The organism is Leeuwenhoekiella obamensis, from assembly GCF_055391795.1.
The window spans coordinates 908775-927594 of the sequence record NZ_AP029251.1 but is presented as its reverse complement, the minus strand read 5'-3'; the positions used below and the strand labels follow the sequence as shown (position 1 = coordinate 927594).

The following is an 18820-nucleotide window of genomic DNA, read 5'->3' as shown; positions in this document are numbered from 1 at the left end:
AAATTGTTTCGAGTGTTTGTGTTTCGCTTTCGCGGAAGCGTAAAAATTATAATCCCTGAGCTTGTATCGCAGTAATGATAACGGTGTTAAAAATATCGTCTACCGTGCAACCGCGGCTTAAGTCGTTTACCGGTTTGTTAAGTCCTTGCAGCATAGGCCCAATCGCCAAAGCGCCAGTCTCTCGCTGTACGGCTTTGTAGGTATTATTCCCCGTGTTAAGATCAGGAAATATCAATACAGAAGCTTGACCAGCAACTTCAGAGTCTGGCAATTTACTTTTACCCACACGAGGATCAACCGCCGCATCATACTGAATCGGACCTTCGATCTTAAGTTCTGGTTTTAGCTTTTTTACGATCTCTGTTGCTTCTCTCACGCGGTCTACATCTTCACCTTTACCAGAAGTTCCCGAAGAATAACTAAGCATAGCAACCTTAGGCTCAATACCAAATGCCATACTACTTTCTGCCGATGAAATTGCGATCTCAGCAAGCTCTGTCGCTGATGGATTAGGGTTAATTGCACAATCGCCAAAAACCGAAACACGGTCTTCAAGACACATAAAAAACACAGAAGAAACCACTGAAACTCCGGGCTTTGTTTTTATGAATTGAAGCGCAGGTCTAATGGTATGTTGCGTTGTATGCGCCGCCCCAGAAACCATACCGTCTGCATGATTTTTATAGATCATCATCGTCCCAAAGTAGGATACATCTGCCATCCAATCGCGAGCGATATCCATATTCACATTCTTGTGTTTACGCAGTTCATAGAAGGTCGCCACGTAGTCTTCAAACCACTCTGATTCTACCGGGTTGATGATCTTAAGCTTATTCCAATCTACGGGGATACCGTGCAATGTTGCTTTCTTCTTGATTTCATTTGCGTCACCTAGTAAAGTAATTTCAACTAGATTGAGTTCGGTTAATTTGGCTGCAGCCAAAAGAACACGCTCATCTGTTCCCTCAGGAAGAACGATGTGTTTTTTTGCCTTGCGAGCGCGTTGCATCAAACCATATTGAAACATGCGCGGTGTGATTCCGCCAGGAGCAAGATTAATAAGACGCTCTACCAGATTATCCATCGGCACGAGTTTCTCAAATAAGGTAAGAGACGTGTCTATTTTTTGACGGCTATCTGCGTAGATACGAGATTTGATTCCGCCTACTTTATTAGTTACTGCAAATGTTCCTTCTTGCACTGAAACAATAGGCACAACCTGAGAAAGACCTTCTATAAGTTTTAAAATGGGCTCTTCTGGCAATAATCCGCCAGTGAGAATAATCCCAGAAATACGCGGATAGTTGCTAGAGATATTGGCCTGCAAAGCGCCCAAGATAATATCTGCTCTATCTCCCGGAGTGATCACAAGGCTATCTTCTTTGAGGTGTGTAAGGTAATTGCGCAATTGCATCGCTCCTACTCCATAATTACCAGATTGATTATTCAAGAAATCTTCACCAAATAATACCTTACCATCTAGTGTGTCTACAATTTCTTTAATTGTAGGATGCGCTAGTTTCTCTATAAAGGGTACGGTAAAAACCTCAACGGTTTCAGGGAGAAATTCTCGTAATGCGTGAATTACAGTTTTTTCGTCTTGCACTTTATTTGCTACAACTGCCACTACTGAAACATCTCTTTCAATAAACGAGTTGTATGCCACGTGCAAACTGCTCATAAGTTGGTCTTTAGTTTTATCAAGACCACTAGCTACGAGAATCGTTGGGATGCCAAGATTTTTCGCGATAAGCACATTTGTATCAAACTCAAATACGCTGCCGTCACCAGTAAAATCTGAACCTTCTACCAGCACAAAATCAAATCTACTTTCTAGCGCTTTGTATTTTGTGATTATGGTATCGAGAATATCTCCAGAACGAATGTTGCGCTTCTTGATAATATCGGCACGTGTAAACGCATAGGCTTCATCGTATTTAATATCAAGATCAAAGGCTGACATAACGGTATCTAGATGGTTGTCTTTCTCACCATCTTTTTTATGATCTACTATAGGTCTGAAGTAACCTACTTTTGCCGCTTTACCCAGCAATGTGCGCATTAGTCCCAGTGAAACAACACTTTTACCACTGTCTGGTTCTAGCGTTGCGATATAGATCCCCTTATTCATAGTTTTTCTGGTTGTAATTCTGTGCAAAATTACATCATGACAATTAGGAAAAGCTGTCTTATGTCATCATTTTAAGTTATGATAAAATGAAAAAAGCGAATACTTGTGGTATTCGCTTTTAACTGATTGATGAATGTAAATTTATTATTGATTGAAAACATCCATGATGCCTTCAAACTGAGAGATGTCTACTTTTGCATCTCCGTTTTCAAAAGATTTTATCATGCTAGACATATCGCCTATGTTCATGTCATCTCCTAAAACTCTAGCTAGCAAGAAACCTTTAGCATTATCGTTTACAAAAACAACGATCTCATCTATGGCTTCTTCTTCACCTTTAAAGTAAAGTCTCATATTCTGGTCGCCGTGACCTACCGTCATTAACTCTTCATAATCGTCACTAGAGAGAATGGTTTTTACATTTTTGACCTCTGTGTCATAACGATCTTTAGTTTCGTTATCTAGTTTATAGGCCATCATGTTTATCTTCTTCACTGTTGAGAGCACCTTTTTTTGCTCTTCGTCTAGCATCTGGCTATCTGGACTTATCAAACTAGTAGGAATATCAACCAGAACAAAGTTGGGATCTTCCTTATTGTCCACATAATACTCTTGTAGCGATTGTCCATTCTTACAGCTTACAACTGCAAGCGCTAGGAATGCTCCAAAAAGTATCTTGAAAAAACTCTTACTTATCATCACCATCTACATTTTTAAGTTTATCTCCACCTGGGAAGTTAAGATCGTTAGCCAATTTTGCTACTTGATTAAGATCAATATTCCCGGTAAGTTTAAAGATCACAACACGATCATCGCCGTCTATGTTACCATCTATGAACATGAAGAATTCTTTTACAAAATCATCGTTCTTACCTGGTATGTAATAGAACTTAGCATTCTTATCTTCATGCTTCACACGCATTAGCTCTTCCATACCTGTGCTGCTGATATATGATGAAACTTCTTTGCGCATTTGATCTTTGATAGACGCATTTGTACTGGTGTACATATTAATTGTCTCAAGATTATCTACAAGATCTATGTAAGACTGCATTTCTGGATCTGATGTATTAAGGTCTAATTTTGCGGCTAGCTTAAAAAGCTTAGGCTTCATGCTCATGAAAGAAACCTCTTTCATGTCTGAGAATTTATCAAACCTGTCTTGGCCATAACTCATACTGGTCATAAAAAGGGCCACTGCGATAACAAATAGTTTTTTCATTTTTCTTTGATTTAAATAGGGGTGTTTTATTTTACGTATTCTTTAGTTGTTTTTGAGAACTCATCGATCACTTTAAGTTGATCTGTTCCCTTATTCATAAAGTTTGACATCATCACGATGGCTTGCTTTGCTTTAAGCGCGGCTACATCTGCGTCTTGATAAGTGCCATAATCATTATTGTTGTTAAGGCTTCCGCCAAAAAAAGCAAAGGCTCCTATAATTACTGCGATGCTTGCTGCAACGGGTATCCAGTATAATCTTCTTTTTTCTTGGGGAAGATCAATGGTACCTGTGAACTTTTCGCCTTGAGCGCTAACAAAGGCATTAAACATAGGCACGTATAGCTCAAGATGTGGAGCGATATCTGCTCCTGAAAAATAATCTCTTAGCTCCTGCTCCTGCTGCACCGTTGTCTCGCCCTCAAAATAGGCATCAAGCAAATCTTCAATTCTCTTTAATCCCATAGCTGTGTTTTTTTATTAGACCGTCGCGAATCGCTTTACGAGCTCTAGAAAGCGCTACTCTAACGGCTGTTTCATTCATATCAAGTTGTTTTGCGATCTCTGCATTGTTAAACTGCTCTACGTCTCTAAGCTGCAAAATGATCTTTTGTTGTTCTGGTAGCGTTTCCATTAGTTTAAAAACGTGATCTACCTGATCTCTTGCTTCGGTTTGACGGGCAGTGTCGTAGCTGCTATCTTCATAATTGCTGTGTACAATTTTAAGATTGTTGCTACTTTTTGCCTTGAGCTTGTCATAACAATAATTCTTTGTTGTAGTGATGGCAAATGCTTCTACACTACGATACTCTTTGATCTTTTGTTTTTTAGTCCAAAGTTTTAAAAGAACCTCTTGAACCGCATCCTTCGCCTCAGCCTCAGAGACAAGCAATCTTCTTGCCAGCCTGTAAAGCTTATCCTGAAATGGCGAAACGATTTTTAGAAATTCGTTCTGATTCATTGTTCTGTTGTGGTTAGTTACAAGGATGACGACCCACTGTGTATTTTGTTACAAAAGATTTTCATTTAACAATAATACCGTAATTTTAAGGTTCTAAAGAAAAAGAAAATTATGAAGAAGATTTCCCTAATTCTATTGGGTTTTTGTTTGTTACTCACCGCATCATCTTGTTTTAAAGACAGAGATGATGAAGTTCAACCGGCTTCTGATCTTGAGATCAATGATTTTATCTGGAAGGCGATGAACATATGGTATCTCTACAAACCCAATGTTGCTGTACTTGCAGATGATGCATTTGAGACTGATGAAGAGTATACAGCTTTTCTTAATAGTTATGATTCGCCAGAGAGTTTCTTTTATGATGGATTGGTAGATCAAAACAACGATCGCTTTAGCTTTATCACAGACGATTATATTGAGCTTGAGAATTCTTTTGCAGGAGTTACTCTGCAAAATGGTATTGATTTTACACTAAGACTTCAACCAGGAAGTAGTGTAAATGTTATGGCGGTAGTGCGCTATGTTGTACCTGGCAGTCCGGCAGATCAAGCAGGAATTGAGCGCGGCGATATTTTTAATAAAATTGATGGCCAGCAATTAACTGCAACAGGCAACTCTTTATCAAACGCTTCGCGCGTGTTACTTAGTCAAGACAGCTATACCATTGAACTTGCAACTTATAATGGTTCTACCGTTCAATCTACCGGCGAAACCATAGATCTTAATAAAGTAGAACTTACTGAGAATCCTATTCTCGTTGCTAAGACGCTAGATGTAAATGGCGAGAAAATAGGATATTTAATGTATAACTCATTCACAGCAAACTTTGATAAACAGCTTAATGATGCTTTCGCGGAATTTAATTCTAACGGAGTAACTGATCTTGTTTTAGACCTACGTTATAACGGTGGTGGTTCTGTGCGCACAGCAACAGATCTTGCAGCGATGATCACAGGTCAATTTGATGGAGAAATATTCTCAACTGAAGTTTGGAACCCGCAAATCCAAGAAATATTTAGACAACAAGATCCTGAAACGCTTAATAACAGATTTAATACAAAAATCAAAACGGGTGAAGATATTAATAGCCTAGAGCTAGGACGTGTTTTCATTATCGCAACAGGAAGTTCTGCTTCTGCCAGCGAGCTTGTAATTAACGGCTTGACTCCTTATATAGATGTAACTCAAATAGGGACAACTACTGTGGGTAAGTTTCAAGCGTCAACTACATTTTATGATAGCGAAGCGCCAAACTTTCAGCGTAATGATGCAAATCCTAATCATACTTATGCAATTCAGCCATTGATCTTTACTTCTGCAAATGCTGCGGGTACAACTGGTTTTGTAAATGGTATTGATCCTGATGTTGAAGTAGAAGAAAATGTATTTGATCTAGGTACGCTAGGTGATGTGAACGAACCACTTTTGGCTGCAGCCTTAAACGAAATAACTTCTACGCGCTCGTTTACCAAACAAAGAGCAGACTTTAAAGTTTTACCAACTGTTGGTGAAAAAGGTATGGAAAACCTCACGTATCAACGCATGTACGTAGATGTCGTGAAAAAATAAAACTCAATTATAGTCAATAAAAAATCCGATGAGCGATCATCGGATTTTTTATTAATCTTCATTTTAGAGATTCATTTAGAACTCCATGTTGAAACCAAATCTAAAGTTTCTTCCTTTTGTAGTGTAGCCTACCAGCTCAGTATATTGCTCGTTAAAAATATTACTGAAACCCCAGAAGATATTCACTTTGTCCTCAAGAATTTTTCGACTTACGTACAGGTCAACAAGGTTAAAAGCATCAAGTTCTACGTTTCCGCCGTTTACAAAGTCAGCATCTGTGCGACTTCCGGTATATTGATAGCTCACTTGTGCAAAACTCTTTTTGTCAAGATCAATACCTAAAATCGCATTGGCTTTATGTTTCGGGATACGCAGCCCTTGACGGTCTAGACTTTCCACGAAAGTGTAATTTGCTCTAAAACGCAACCAATCTGTTGGGTTAATTTCAGCCTCAGCCTCTACTCCACTCACGGTAAAATCTTCGTCAACGTTAAGGTAAAGTGCCTCATACGTGTCAAAATCGATCGTCACATAATTGATATAATTTTGCTCAAGACGGTTAAAGTAGTTTGCGCTTACGCGGAAAATACCTTTGTTCAACTCCACCCCACCTTCAATGGTTCTGTCTTCTTCTGGCTCTAGCTCAGGATTCGCTCCATACGGACCGTACAATTGTGAAAGCGACGGCGCAATGTAAGAAGTCGCATAACTCCCGAAGAATTTCACATAACCATCATTGATATCAAAACGATATGACGGATTTAAATTATAAACCGCGTGGCTACCATAATCGCTATGATTGTTAAGACGAGCGCCAGCATTTACATTCAACCCAAAGTCTGAAACGTAAACCACATTTGCATACGGATCAGCATTTGTGCTACTTTTTTGTTCGCCATATTCTGTGCGACCTTCCACATAATTAAAACCAAAAACGGTATAAAACTGCTCACCAAACGTGTAACGGTTATACAGATCCAGCACATAGCTATCTGCTTCATAAGCGCTAGGATAGTTAGATTCAAAAGCGCGGTCAATAGTATTGTATGCTGCATTTAGAACGATTTTACCATTATTGTACCCAAAGTCACTGGTAAGACCTATACGCTTCTGCTCGCTAGTAGCGATAAAATCTGCATCCTCCAGCGGAAAAGAATTATCATAAGCGGCATCATACGTTTCATAATCTGCATAAACACCCACGTTAAGATTTTGGCTTAAGCCATAACCCACTTTTGCATTATAATTTTGACGACTAAAGGGATCAGACTCAGTTCCCTCAACCGCCGAAAGCCCGTCAGTTTTTTGATGACCAAAACCAACCTGATACGTGAATTTATCAAGCGAACCGCTCACATTAATATTATTACGAAAATCTGCCAATGTAAAATCGCGGTCATCCTGCGCTTCGTTAGTTCCCGTAACACTTGTCACGCTCGCATGAATACTATTTTCTGAAGCTTTTTTAGTAGTAATATTAATTACTGCAGCTGCAGCGCCGCTACCATACAATGTACTCGCAGCACCTTTAATGATCTCGATACTTTCAATAGTATTTACATCTAGCAGACGCAAATCATAATCATTTGCGATTTGCGATGGGTCGCTCATTTGCACACCATCAATCACCACAAGAACCTGGCGATTATTCCCGCCGCGCACATAGTAACTCAAGTTTTGCCCGGCGTTGCTTCGGCTACCGTTAATTTCCATTCCGCTTACAGTGTTGATGATCTCTGCAAGCGACTTCCCAGGATTTTGTTTTAGTTCTTCCTGCGTGATCTTTACAACAGCTTTACCACTGTTTTCGCGTTTAAGCGGCGTCTTAGAATCTGTCACCACTACTTCACTAAGTTCTTCTGGTTGCTGTTGCGCAAACCCAGAAAAGCAAGCCAATACACCGGCTGCAAACACATACTTTTTTGTGTTCATTTTTAAATTGATTAATACGGAAAAAGGCATGAAAATCTCTCATGCAAACCTTTATCCCGAAGGTTTTACAATAGTGAAAAATGGCAGGTCTCCTGGCTCGCCTGGTGCACGGCCTTCCCATCACGCGAGGTGAAAGTGGCTGGAGTGTGCATTTTTCGCTTAAAGCGAAAGGCATACAGTTGCGGGAACAGCGCAGATTAAAAAGAAAAAGAGTTAGATTAAGGAGAAAAGACGATGTCTAATATCTCATTTCTATATTCTCAAATCTCATTTTTCCTGCTTCCCTTTTAATGACGTATCTCAAAAAAATTGAGGTAGTCAACCAAAATTCGGCGGCGAAGGTATGGCAAATAAGTTTGCAAGCATATCAAATCGCAGGATTTTGTTGAATGATTATTGCATACTTTTGAACAATAATTAAATCACGTTTTGAAAATAACGAGACTACTTACTCTTTTTTCGCTGTTTTTGGTTTTGGCTTGCGCCAAAAAGAAATCCAATGAAATCCAGCTTAAATCCGGAAAACAGATTGAAATAAAGCATGCTGACGGTTTTAAAATCACAGAATTTGAAGGTTTTAAAATCATTACAGTTACCGAAGCTTTCCCTGATGCAAAGAAAGATTTTGTGTATGCTTTAGTAGAAGAAAATATAACGCTACCAGATTCTATAAAAGCAGATGCAACGGTTAAAATTCCGGTGAAAAACATTGTGGTTACAAGCACCACACATATTCCCTCGCTTGAAATGCTTGGCGTGGAGAACACCTTAAATGGCTTCCCTAATCTTGATTTTATTTCTTCAGAAAAGACCAGAGCGCTTATCAACGCCGACAAAATTGAAGAGTTAGGACAAAATGAAACCATCAATACAGAAACCACGATAAATCTCAATCCAGATGTTGTTGTAAGTTTTGGCGTAGAAGGAGAAAACAAAGCGCTGGAATCTCTCAAACGTGCAGGAATTCCTGTGGTTTATAACGGTGATTGGGTTGAGCGCGACCCGCTAGGTAAAGCTGAGTGGATTAAGTTTTTTGCCGCTTTCTACAATAAATTAGAAGTTGCTGATTCCATTTTCTCTGAAATAGAATCAGAGTACGTAAAAACTCAAAAACTTGCCGCTTCCGCGAAAGCGAACCCAACGGTATTAAGCGGTGCTTTATTTAAAGATGTTTGGTATTTGCCTCGAGGCGAAAGTTGGGCAGGCCAACTCATAGCTGATGCAAATGCACAATACATCTACGCAGATTCTGAAGGAACAGGAAGTCTTTCTCTAAGCCTGGAAGAAGTGCTCGACAAAGCACAAAACGCTGATTTTTGGATTGCCCCCAATGCCTTTGAATCGTACACCGAAATGAAAAATAGCAGCGATGCTTATGCGCAGTTCAAAGCCTTTCAGGAAAAGAAAATCTATGGTTTTGGGTCGGCAAAAGGAGAAACCGGCGGACTGCTCTATTATGAAGTCGCGCCAAACAGACCAGATTGGGTTTTAAAAGACCTTGTAAAAATCTTTCATCCTGAACTGGTTCAGGAATATGAACCTCATTTTTTCAAGCCATTAAATGATTAGTAAAAACTACACAAAAACGTTTCTATTTCTGGGCGCCCTAGTGATGATTGTCTTCTTGGCAAATCTCGCTTTGGGCTCTGTTTGGATTCCGCTTGATGAAGTTTTGAGTATTCTTTTTGGCGGTCAAGCCAAAAAATCAGCTTGGCAATATATCATCTTAGATTATCGCTTGCCTAAAGCCATTGCTGCTATTCTCACAGGCAGTGGGCTCGCAGTCGCCGGACTCATGATGCAAACGTTTTTCAGGAATCCTCTGGCGGGACCATTTGTTCTAGGGATAAGTAGTGGCGCGAGTTTAGGGGTTGCACTTTTGATTTTAGGCAGCGCAGCAATTGGTGCTTCTACATTTGCCACAACAGGAAATTGGGGTACGGTAATCGCAGCGAGTTTGGGAAGTTTTTTAGTGTTGAGCATCGTCATGCTCGTGGCCGCAAAAGTAAGAGACGCCATGGCGCTTTTAATCATTGGGTTGATGTTTGGGAGTTTGACGGCTGCCGTGGTAAGTATTTTAGCTTATTTCAGTCCGGCATCAGAATTACAGCGGTATATTTTTTGGTCTTTTGGTAGCTTGGGCGATATCTCATGGCAAGGCACAGGAATTTTAGCGCTTTGTTATTGTATTGGTCTTGCGCTCGCTGTACTTTCAATAAAGACGTTAAACAGCCTTTTACTTGGCGACCAGTACGCACAGACTTTGGGCGTAAGCCTTAAAAAAAGCCGCTTCATCATCATAATCGCCACTAGTATTTTAGCAGGAAGTCTCACGGCATTTACCGGTCCCATTGCCTTTGTTGGTCTTGCGGTACCGCATTTGATTCGGCAGGTTTTTAAGAGCAGTAATCACTGGATTTTATTGCCGGCATGCATGCTAGGCGGAGCCTTGCTCATGCTTATTTGTGACAGCATCGCGCAAGCGCCATTAAATAGTTTTACGCTTCCCATCAACGCCATAACTTCGCTTGTGGGCGCTCCGGTCGTGATCTGGTTGCTCGTTAGAAAACGTAAATTGATATTTTAATGTCTAGCCCAGAAAACATATTAAGCACTCAAAATTTGAGTATTGGTTACAGCAAAGATTCGGTGGTTGCGCGGGATATTAATTTGGCTTTCGCCAAAGGAGAAAACATCGCAGTAATAGGTGTCAACGGCTCTGGGAAATCAACATTGCTACGCTCTCTTTCCGGGCTTTTGCCAGCGTTATCAGGTGAGATTCGCTTTCGCGGAAGCGATATACAGAGTTTTGCTCCTGAGACTTTGAGTCAAAAACTAAGCATAGTGCTTACTTCGCAACCTATTTCAAAAAATCTAAGTGTTAGCGAACTTGTAGCTCTAGGAAGGCAACCGTATACAAATTGGCTGGGTCGCCTGACGCAAAATGACAAAAAAGCGATTTATGACGCGCTCGAAGCGACGCAACTTCTTGAACTAAAAAACAGAAAATGCCATACGCTTAGCGATGGTCAATTGCAGCGTGCCTTGATTGCTCGCGCTCTTGCTCAAGATACAGACATCATAGTTCTTGATGAACCTACAACACATCTTGATTTGCACCATAAAGCATCTATTTTTCAGCTGCTGAAAAAGTTCAGCCAAGAGTTGGGCAAAACCATGATTTTTGCCACGCACGACATAGAATTAGTGCTGCCGCTGTGTGATAAAATGGTAATCATCAAAGACGGAAAAACCATTTTTGACACACCAGAAAATCTCGTGAGCTGTGGACATTTTGATGATTTATTCCCGTCTAAAATCGTTGCTTTTGATAGAGAGCAGAAAAGGTTTTTGATAAAAGATAACTCTTAATCTTCACAATAAATGAAAGATAAATTTCTTGTTTTTGGAGGATTATTCATGTTCATCGTCAGCCTAATCGGGGTTAGGAATGGTTATCTAGATAATGAAACCTTAAAATATAACCATAAGGTAAAAGTCAATATAATAGGCTTTTCAAAATACCGGAGAAACGACTATTTTCTCGATATTGTATACAAAAGCGATACAATAATAAAGAGTACCAATGGTCATTTTTACAGAAAATATAAAGATGCAAAGCAAGTTGAAATGTATAGAAGCGCAGATGGTAAAACCTATATTTTTGATGGAGAAATAGAGAGCGATAATGATTATGCTTTTGGAATCATTTTGACTGCAGTCAGTTTAATAATCATTTATAAAGGCTGGAAGGGTTCTAAACATTAAAATAACTTTTAATAAAATCTTGCAAAGGCATTTATTAACCTGTTTTACAAAATGTATCTTTGATTCAAACCTAATTTTCGCATGAGCGACACATTAATCACACTCATCACAGCCGTGATCTGCTTGGGAATCGGCTTCTTTTTTGGCAACCTAATCGCTGGGCTAAAAACCAAGTCGGCTACTAGTTCACTAGAAGAAAGGCTTAACAGCCAGAAACAAAATCTAGAGCGTACGGAGCTTGCTTTCCGCGAAAGCGAAGAAACCAGAAACAATCTGAATAGCGAGATCTCTGCATTGCAAAACAAACTTACAGCGCGCAACGTAGAATATGAAAATCTGGCTACGCGACTGCAGGAAAACAAAGACGAACTTGAAAAACTTCAGGAAAAATTCACTAAGGATTTTGAGATCGTAGCTAATAAAATACTAGATGAGAAGTCCAGTAAATTCACGCTACAGAACAAACAAAATCTTGATATTCTGCTGAAGCCGCTTCAGGAGAAAATAAAGACATTTGAGGAAAAAGTTGAGCTTTCTAACAAAGAAAGCATTGACCGCCACAGCGCCATGCGCGAGCAACTTAAAAATCTTGCCGAACTCAACCAGCAAATGAGCAAGGACGCCGATAACCTGACCAAAGCGCTGAAAGGCGATTCTAAAATGCAAGGAAATTGGGGCGAGCTTATTTTGACAAGAGTCTTAGAAAAATCTGGACTGGAAAAAGACCGCGAATATACTGTTCAAGATAGTCATAATACTGAGGATAACAAACGCCTGCAGACTGATGTACTCATTCATCTACCCGATGGTAAGAAGATGATCGTGGATAGTAAGGTTTCGCTAACGGCCTTTGAGCGTTTTGTGAGCGAAGAGGACGAAATGCAAAAAAAACAATACCTGCAGCAGCATATCAATTCCATCAAATTGCACGTAAAACAACTGAGTGAAAAGAACTATCATCACTTGATCGATGAAAGTCCAGACACGGTTTTTATGTTTATCCCAATTGAGCCGGCATTTGCGATCGCTTCTGCAAACGAGCCTAATTTATATGAAGATGCGTTCAGCAAACAGGTGATTATTGTAACGCCTTCTACCCTGCTTGCCGCATTGCGTTTAGTAGATAATCTTTGGCAAAACGACCGTCAAAAGAAAAATGCGATTGAGATCGCTACCCAAGCTGGAAACCTGTATGATTCTTTCACTTTGCTAACCGACGAACTTCTAAAACTTGGTCGCCAATTAGGGACAGTTTCTAACACCTATGAGAGCACGATGAAGAAGCTTACCGGTCGTGGAAATATCATAAATCGTGTTGAGAAACTTCGCAAACTAGGTGCAAAAGCAAGTAAGCAGATCGATTCTAAACTTGTGAAACGTGCCATCGAAGAAGACATTGATAATGACGACGACGATACGCAAATGATCGATGCACCTAAAAACGAAGGCGATAATTTATTTAATAGTTAAACCATGAAAAAAGCCCTTTTTATAATCCTTGGCGTTATTCTAGCCTTATTTATCGCTTTCTACACCATCGCCTATTTTGCGACTTATAGCGAGGGAACACGTGCTGGCGAACTCATAAAATTTTCACATAAAGGTGTGATCGTAAAAACATGGGAAGGTCAGATCAGTCAAGGCATTAGCGGTGCGCAGATTTTTGATTTCTCCGTGATGGGTGGTGAAGATGAAGTTGTGCAAAAACTGCAAGAATATCAAGGAGAATATGTTAAGCTCACTTACGTGGAAAGGTTTACCACCTTTTTCTTTTGGGGCGACACCAAGTATTTTATCACTGATGTTGAGTTAGCCCAATCGCCGCATTTTAGGAGGTGATTTTAAATACCAGTCAACCACTTGCTGAATGAACAAATTAATTGAAAAACCACATTTGATTTTCTTATTTGCAATTCCAATAATTATGCTGATTGGAATTTTAAGTGGAGATGCACTGTTTGACATAAATGTTCACGACACCTATTATGTAATTGCCTATTCACATTTGACGATTTTGATTTCAATATTTTTAGGAGTAATCGGGATCGGATATTGGGTTATGCAAAAATCTAATAGAAAATTATCAAAGAGGCTGAATTGGACTCATATTGCAATAACTTTTGGCGGACCTTTAATTGTCTGGGTTTTGACCAAATTTTATCGTCCTGAAATTATGGAATATCGATTCAATGATAATCTGACTTTCATAATCACGATTATTATTTTACTTATACTTATCGGCCAAATCATTTTTCCGATCAATATTATTTACGGAATGATATCAAAGAGAAATAAAACAAGCCGCTAAAAAATTCTTTATCAAGTCCTATCCAAGTCTAACCACTTAGGCGCAGGTAAGGGTTTGTAGTTTTTCATTTTTTCTAGCAAGCGGTTGATGTCATCATCTACAAGAAGCATGTTATAATTCTCGATTTTCAGGAAACCGCGTTTTACCATTTGATCCATCAACTCGATCAGAGAATCATAAAATCCATTGATATTTAATAATCCTATGGGTTTTCCGTGCAGGCCCAGTTGACCCCAAGTGATGATCTCAAAAAGTTCTTCCATGGTGCCAAAACCTCCCGGAAGCGTAATAAAACCATCGCTCATCTGTTGCATTTTAAGCTTGCGCTCATGCATGGTTTTTACAGAGATCAATTGGGTTAAACCTAGATGAACAACCTCCTTCGTCTCCAAAAATCCAGGAATTATGCCGATCACCTTTCCGTTCGCGTCAAGAGCGGCATTTGCAAGTTTGCCCATCACTCCGCGCTTAGCACCGCCGTAGATCAACGAGATATTTTCGCTGGCAAGCGTTTTTCCTAACTCTTCAGCTTTAGTGATGATTTCTGGATCATTCCCGTCACTGCTTCCGCAAAAAACACAAATGGAGTTCATAATTATTAGTTTATCGTTTTTGATCTTTTGTAAAATGCAGACTGAAACTGCCTACCGTAAACTGGATTTTATCATGCGGTCATTGCCAAACATATCCCTTCTCAATTCCACTTCAGCAAAACCTAAATCCTGAATCAATTTTACAGTCTCAGCACCTAGATATTGATTGATCTCATAATACAGCGATCCATCTTTTTTCAACGCCTTTGTGGCAAATTCAGCGATACTTTTATAGAATTTCAACGCATCTTCATCTGGGACAAAAAGTGCTGTGTGCGGCTCGTTATTTAAAACGTTAGGCTTTATTTCAACCTTTTCCAGTTCCCGAACATAAGGCGGATTAGAAACCACAATGTCAAATCCTGACAAAGCAGCATTCTTCCATAATTCCTCTGTATTTAGAGCATCACCTTTAATGAAAGTCACTTTAGCTTCATTCAACTCCGCATTTTTCTCTGCGGTTTTTAACGCTTCCGCGGAAATATCTACGGCATAAACATCAGCATCTAGATTCTTAGCGAGACTGATCGCGATACAACCAGAACCCGTGCCGATATCCAGAATTTTTAGTTTATTCTTAACCGAATTCTGTTTACAATCATTGATGATCCATTCAACCAATTCTTCAGTTTCTGGCCTGGGAATCAAAACCGCAGGATTCACTTTAAAAGGCAAACCATAAAATTCGGTTTCTCCTAAAATGTATTGCAACGGCTCATGCGTTTTCAATCTTTCGAGCGCAGTTAGCATTTGTCTTTCCTGCTCTTCTGGTAACGCTTTTTGACGATTTAACGAAATGTCAATACGTGACATATCTGCGTAGTTTTCGCAACAGCGAAAGAAAAAATTGCGTGCTTCTTCCTCCGGATAATCAGGATGCAAATCTTCTACAAACCGTTGTCGCAGCTGGTCTAACGTCATTATAAAGTTTTAAGCAAATGCACAGGGCAACTGCTGTGACCTGTATTTCCCATCGGTCCGTCGATGTAGTCAAAACCGCTACGGCAATAGAGTTTTTGTGCTGCTTCCATGTTTGGCATAGTCTCGATATAAACCTTTTCAAACCCGTTCTCTTTGGCGAAAGCTAGGCAAGTATCCATCATTTTTTGACCTATTCCCTTGCCGCGAATGTCATTGAGAAAGTACATTTTTTGCAGTTCGCAAATAGGACCGTCATAATTTTCTAGTTGGGCGATTCCTGCTCCACCTAGCAATTTTCCGTTTTCTTCAACGACAAAATATTCTGCCTTAGGTTTTTGATAAGTTTCAAACATTTCATCCAGCGCTTTGTCTGCGTATGCCGTGCCCACTTTAGGCACATTCATCTCAATAAGCACCGTGCGGATAACTTTTGCGATTTCTACGTTATCTGATTTTTTGATAGGGCGTATCTCCACGATTTGTGAAATTTTAAGGGTATTTTTGAGGCTGTGAAGATACATGAAAAATACATGAAGCGCTGCCTGCAGCTCGCTAAAAACGGACTAGGAACAACCTATCCTAATCCCATGGTGGGCAGTGTAATTGTTCATGACGACCGTATTATTGGCGAAGGTTGGCATCTCAAAGCCGGTGAACCTCACGCCGAAGTAAATGCTGTAAACAGCGTTAAAAATCCTGAATTGCTCAAAAATGCAACCATTTATGTAAGTCTTGAACCTTGCAGTCATTATGGTAAAACGCCACCTTGTAGCGATCTAATCATTGCAAAAGGTATCAAAAAAGTAGTCGTAGGAACGGTTGATCCCTTTGCCGAGGTAGCTGGCCGCGGAATCAAAAAACTTCTCGATACGGGCCACGAAGTAATCGTGGGTATTCTTGATAAAGAATGCCAGGAGATCAATAAACGGTTTTTTACTTTTCATCAGAAGAAGCGTCCTTATATCATTTTAAAATGGGCCGAAAGCGCTGATGGATTTATCGCTCCGTCACCAGAAACGCGGGACAATAAAGAACCTGTCTGGATCACAAATACCTATTCAAAACAGCTAGTGCATAAATGGCGCGCCGAAGAACAAGCGATCCTTGTGGGCACGCAAACGGCACTTGCGGATAATCCTGGTTTGACAACGCGAGATTGGGCTGGCTGCTCTCCTACTCGTATAGTTTTGGATAGAAAAAATACGCTTCCGCGAAATTTAAAAATCTTCAACAACGATGCTCCTACAATAGTTTTTACCGAAGCTGAAAGTAAGGAAGAAGACAATGTGAAGTTCGTTCAGATTGATTTTGGCTCAAGCCTAATAGACCAAATCTTAGAAAAGCTTTACGAAAATGGTCTACAATCATTGATCGTTGAAGGCGGCGCAAAAACATTGCAAAGTTTTATTGATGCAAATCTTTGGGATGAAGCCAGGATTTTTAAAGGAGAAAGCGTTTTTAAAACCGGCATCTCAGCGCCAGTGTTAAACACTACTAAACAAGACGTTAGATTTATCTTAAAGGACACGTTGACGACCGTGGTTAACGAGCAGAAGTCGTAAATTACGATTCAAGCTAATCAACCACCTCTATTACATGCGAAAATTCACTTTGCTGCTCACCCTGCTGTGTTATATCTGCACGTCAGCGCAGTCAGAAACGGTAAAAGACACCACAGATAAAAAACCAGAATTACCCTCAGCAGACTCCACTTACAGCAGTAAAGCGCAATATGGTGTAAACGCTATTCGCGAATACAATGAGGCATATTATGTGCTAAGTCGCATAAATAATAATATTGGGCTTCCGCCAAATAGACTAAACTTCCAGACACCACAAGCGACTTTAGAATCTTTTATCACCAGTTGTAGAAAGAAGAATTTTGAAGATGCTGCTTATGCCTTAAATCTCAATTTACTCCCGAATAATCTTACTAAAGACCAAGCTGGAGAACTTGCTGAGAAATTATATTTCGTCATAAGACAACGTGTAAAAATAGACTGGAATGGCTTGCCAGATAGACCCGATGGTCAGATAGACATTTACACAACCGCAAATCAAGCGATCGCTGGTAGCCCGCGGCGCAGTGTGGTTTTTGGCGAAGTTCTATTAAATGACATTGACGTTGTTATGCGTTTACAGCGCGTGAAGTACAAAGACTTTGGCGCATTCTGGTTGATATCTGCAAACACAGTAGAAAATATTGACGGACTTTATAAAGAGTACGGTCCAAGAAAATTAGATCGCTCAATGCCAGATTGGGCAAGAATTCAGCTATTTAGTATCCCGATCTGGAAGATGACAGGAACTTTGATCTTGATCTTCCTGTGTTATTTTCTCGGGAGGTTTTGCACAAGAATCTTTAGAAAATTATTTATCAAATCACACAAAGCATGGATGAGCACGATCGCTAATCGACTCGCTGTTCCTGCAGGTTTTGCAATTGGTGTGCTCTTCTTTTACATGATACTTAATTATTTAATCTCCTTTACAGGGAAATTTGCCAGCACGCTGTACGCTGCTATTCTTATTGTTGTGGTTTGTGCAATCACATGGTTTATCATGCGACTTATAGATGCATTTATGATTTATGTGGCCGAAAATAAAATAGGCGATGCAGACCCTGAAGAAAACAGAGATGCAAGAATGATGATGACGTATATTTCGGTGGCGCGTCGTGTGATCACCTTTATAGTTATAATTATTGGGATCACAATTATAATGTCTCAGTTTAGATCTTTTGAAAAATTAGGAATTTCACTTCTTGCTTCAGCAGGTCTTGCTACGGTAATTCTAGGTATCGCAGCACAAAGCACTTTAGGAAACATCATTGCCGGTATACAGATCGCGATAACACGTCCAGCACAAATAGGCGACACAGTTATCATAGAAGACGAATGGGGTTATGTAGAGGATATACGATTTACATACATGGTCGTGCGCACTTGGGACTGGCGCAGGCTGATCGTTCCGCTTAAGGATATCGTTTCTAAGACATTTGAGAATTGGTCTATGACCAGCGCTCATCAAATACGTCCTATCGTTCTGTATGCAGATTACAAGATCGATGTTCAACTGGTAAGAGATTATTTTGAAAAGATCTTAAATGAAGCCGAAGATTGGGATGAAGACAATGCTCCTATCACGCAAGTCGTTGATATGACTGAAAATTCGATTAAAATAAGATGTCTATGTAGTGCAAAAGATGCAAGCAGCACTTGGAGTTTACATTGTGAATTAAGAGAAAAACTAGTCCGATTTATCGCTGATATGGAAGATGGTAAACATCTCGCAAAATCGCGTATTCTTATAAATGATCGTGAGAGATCGAGTGAGAGTAGCTTTCGCGAAAGCGATAAAAACACAAACGATATCAAAGATTAACAGGCCAATTTTTAAAGCGTATTCTTACTTTT

Annotated in this window: 19 protein-coding genes and 1 riboswitch; of the genes, 10 read left to right on the top strand and 9 right to left on the bottom strand. The window is 39.8% G+C overall.

Features of this window, described 5'->3' with window-relative positions:
• Window positions 1-46: 46 nt before the first annotated feature.
• From pta to ACZ5L8_RS04085, 5 genes are all read right to left on the bottom strand, one after another.
• Window positions 47-2131 carry a phosphate acetyltransferase gene (gene pta, locus ACZ5L8_RS04105; RefSeq protein ID WP_464439991.1) on the bottom strand — a complete coding sequence of 695 codons (2085 nt, stop codon included), beginning with the start codon at window positions 2129-2131 and terminating at the stop codon, window positions 47-49.
• Between the two features lie 144 nt (window positions 2132-2275).
• A complete protein-coding gene (locus ACZ5L8_RS04100) occupies window positions 2276-2830 on the bottom strand; it encodes a DUF4252 domain-containing protein (protein WP_464439989.1) in 555 nt (184 codons plus the stop codon).
• Complete coding sequence (locus ACZ5L8_RS04095) at window positions 2820-3353, bottom strand: DUF4252 domain-containing protein (RefSeq protein WP_464439987.1); 534 nt, start codon at window positions 3351-3353, stop codon at window positions 2820-2822. The genes ACZ5L8_RS04100 and ACZ5L8_RS04095 overlap by 11 nt, the downstream gene beginning before the upstream one ends.
• 26 nt (window positions 3354-3379) lie before the next feature.
• Window positions 3380-3817, bottom strand: coding sequence for a hypothetical protein (locus tag ACZ5L8_RS04090; protein ID WP_464439985.1), 438 nt, complete (start codon window positions 3815-3817; stop codon window positions 3380-3382).
• Window positions 3798-4313 (bottom strand): RNA polymerase sigma factor, encoded by a 516-nt coding sequence (locus ACZ5L8_RS04085; RefSeq protein ID WP_464439983.1) that lies wholly within the window; start codon window positions 4311-4313, stop codon window positions 3798-3800. The genes ACZ5L8_RS04090 and ACZ5L8_RS04085 overlap by 20 nt, the downstream gene beginning before the upstream one ends.
• 111 nt (window positions 4314-4424) lie before the next feature.
• Between ACZ5L8_RS04085 and ACZ5L8_RS04080 the strand changes: the two genes are divergently transcribed.
• Complete coding sequence (locus ACZ5L8_RS04080) at window positions 4425-5882, top strand: S41 family peptidase (protein ID WP_464439981.1); 1458 nt, start codon at window positions 4425-4427, stop codon at window positions 5880-5882.
• Between the two features lie 75 nt (window positions 5883-5957).
• On the opposite strand, the gene ACZ5L8_RS04075 is transcribed toward ACZ5L8_RS04080, so the two are convergent.
• Complete coding sequence (locus ACZ5L8_RS04075) at window positions 5958-7814, bottom strand: TonB-dependent receptor plug domain-containing protein (protein ID WP_464439979.1); 1857 nt, start codon at window positions 7812-7814, stop codon at window positions 5958-5960.
• 65 nt (window positions 7815-7879) lie between these two features.
• A riboswitch (cobalamin riboswitch) is annotated at window positions 7880-8156 on the bottom strand.
• Window positions 8157-8243: 87 nt separating this feature from the next.
• Here ACZ5L8_RS04075 and ACZ5L8_RS04070 point away from each other — a divergent pair.
• From ACZ5L8_RS04070 to ACZ5L8_RS04040, 7 genes are all read left to right on the top strand, one after another.
• Window positions 8244-9383, top strand: a complete 1140-nt coding sequence (locus tag ACZ5L8_RS04070; RefSeq protein WP_464439977.1) for an ABC transporter substrate-binding protein — start codon at window positions 8244-8246, stop codon at window positions 9381-9383.
• Complete coding sequence (locus ACZ5L8_RS04065; protein WP_464439975.1) at window positions 9376-10401, top strand: FecCD family ABC transporter permease; 1026 nt, start codon at window positions 9376-9378, stop codon at window positions 10399-10401. The genes ACZ5L8_RS04070 and ACZ5L8_RS04065 overlap by 8 nt, the downstream gene beginning before the upstream one ends.
• Window positions 10401-11186 carry an ABC transporter ATP-binding protein gene (locus ACZ5L8_RS04060; RefSeq protein WP_464439974.1) on the top strand — a complete coding sequence of 262 codons (786 nt, stop codon included), beginning with the start codon at window positions 10401-10403 and terminating at the stop codon, window positions 11184-11186. Before ACZ5L8_RS04065 ends, ACZ5L8_RS04060 begins: the two co-directional genes overlap by 1 nt.
• 12 nt (window positions 11187-11198) lie before the next feature.
• Window positions 11199-11582, top strand: a complete 384-nt coding sequence (locus tag ACZ5L8_RS04055) for a hypothetical protein (RefSeq protein WP_464439972.1) — start codon at window positions 11199-11201, stop codon at window positions 11580-11582.
• 81 nt (window positions 11583-11663) lie between these two features.
• On the top strand, window positions 11664-13052 hold the full coding sequence (locus ACZ5L8_RS04050) for a DNA recombination protein RmuC (RefSeq protein ID WP_464439970.1): 1389 nt from the start codon (window positions 11664-11666) through the stop codon (window positions 13050-13052).
• 3 nt (window positions 13053-13055) lie between these two features.
• Window positions 13056-13421: a 6-phosphogluconate dehydrogenase gene (locus ACZ5L8_RS04045; protein WP_464439968.1), complete on the top strand. Its 366-nt coding sequence runs from the start codon at window positions 13056-13058 to the stop codon at window positions 13419-13421.
• Window positions 13422-13449: 28 nt separating this feature from the next.
• A complete protein-coding gene (locus tag ACZ5L8_RS04040; RefSeq protein WP_464439967.1) occupies window positions 13450-13890 on the top strand; it encodes a cbb3-type cytochrome c oxidase subunit I in 441 nt (146 codons plus the stop codon).
• Between the two features lie 11 nt (window positions 13891-13901).
• On the opposite strand, the gene ACZ5L8_RS04035 is transcribed toward ACZ5L8_RS04040, so the two are convergent.
• The 3 genes from ACZ5L8_RS04035 to ACZ5L8_RS04025 are packed head-to-tail and all read right to left on the bottom strand — an operon-like array spanning window position 13902 to window position 15925.
• Entirely contained in the window at window positions 13902-14483 is a 582-nt protein-coding gene (locus ACZ5L8_RS04035) for an LOG family protein (protein ID WP_464439965.1), read from the bottom strand.
• Between the two features lie 51 nt (window positions 14484-14534).
• On the bottom strand, window positions 14535-15404 hold the full coding sequence (gene prmC / locus ACZ5L8_RS04030; RefSeq protein WP_464439963.1) for a peptide chain release factor N(5)-glutamine methyltransferase: 870 nt from the start codon (window positions 15402-15404) through the stop codon (window positions 14535-14537).
• Window positions 15404-15925 (bottom strand): GNAT family N-acetyltransferase, encoded by a 522-nt coding sequence (locus ACZ5L8_RS04025; protein ID WP_464439961.1) that lies wholly within the window; start codon window positions 15923-15925, stop codon window positions 15404-15406. Before ACZ5L8_RS04025 ends, prmC begins: the two co-directional genes overlap by 1 nt.
• On the opposite strand from ACZ5L8_RS04025, the gene ribD reads away from it, so the two are divergent.
• Window positions 15914-16966: a bifunctional diaminohydroxyphosphoribosylaminopyrimidine deaminase/5-amino-6-(5-phosphoribosylamino)uracil reductase RibD gene (gene ribD, locus ACZ5L8_RS04020; protein ID WP_464439959.1), complete on the top strand. Its 1053-nt coding sequence runs from the start codon at window positions 15914-15916 to the stop codon at window positions 16964-16966. The genes ACZ5L8_RS04025 and ribD overlap by 12 nt on opposite strands.
• A gap of 34 nt (window positions 16967-17000) precedes the next feature.
• The gene (locus ACZ5L8_RS04015; protein ID WP_464439957.1) at window positions 17001-18788 is read left to right on the top strand and encodes a mechanosensitive ion channel family protein; all 1788 of its coding nucleotides are present in this window, start codon (window positions 17001-17003) and stop codon (window positions 18786-18788) included.
• Window positions 18789-18820: the final 32 nt, after the last annotated feature.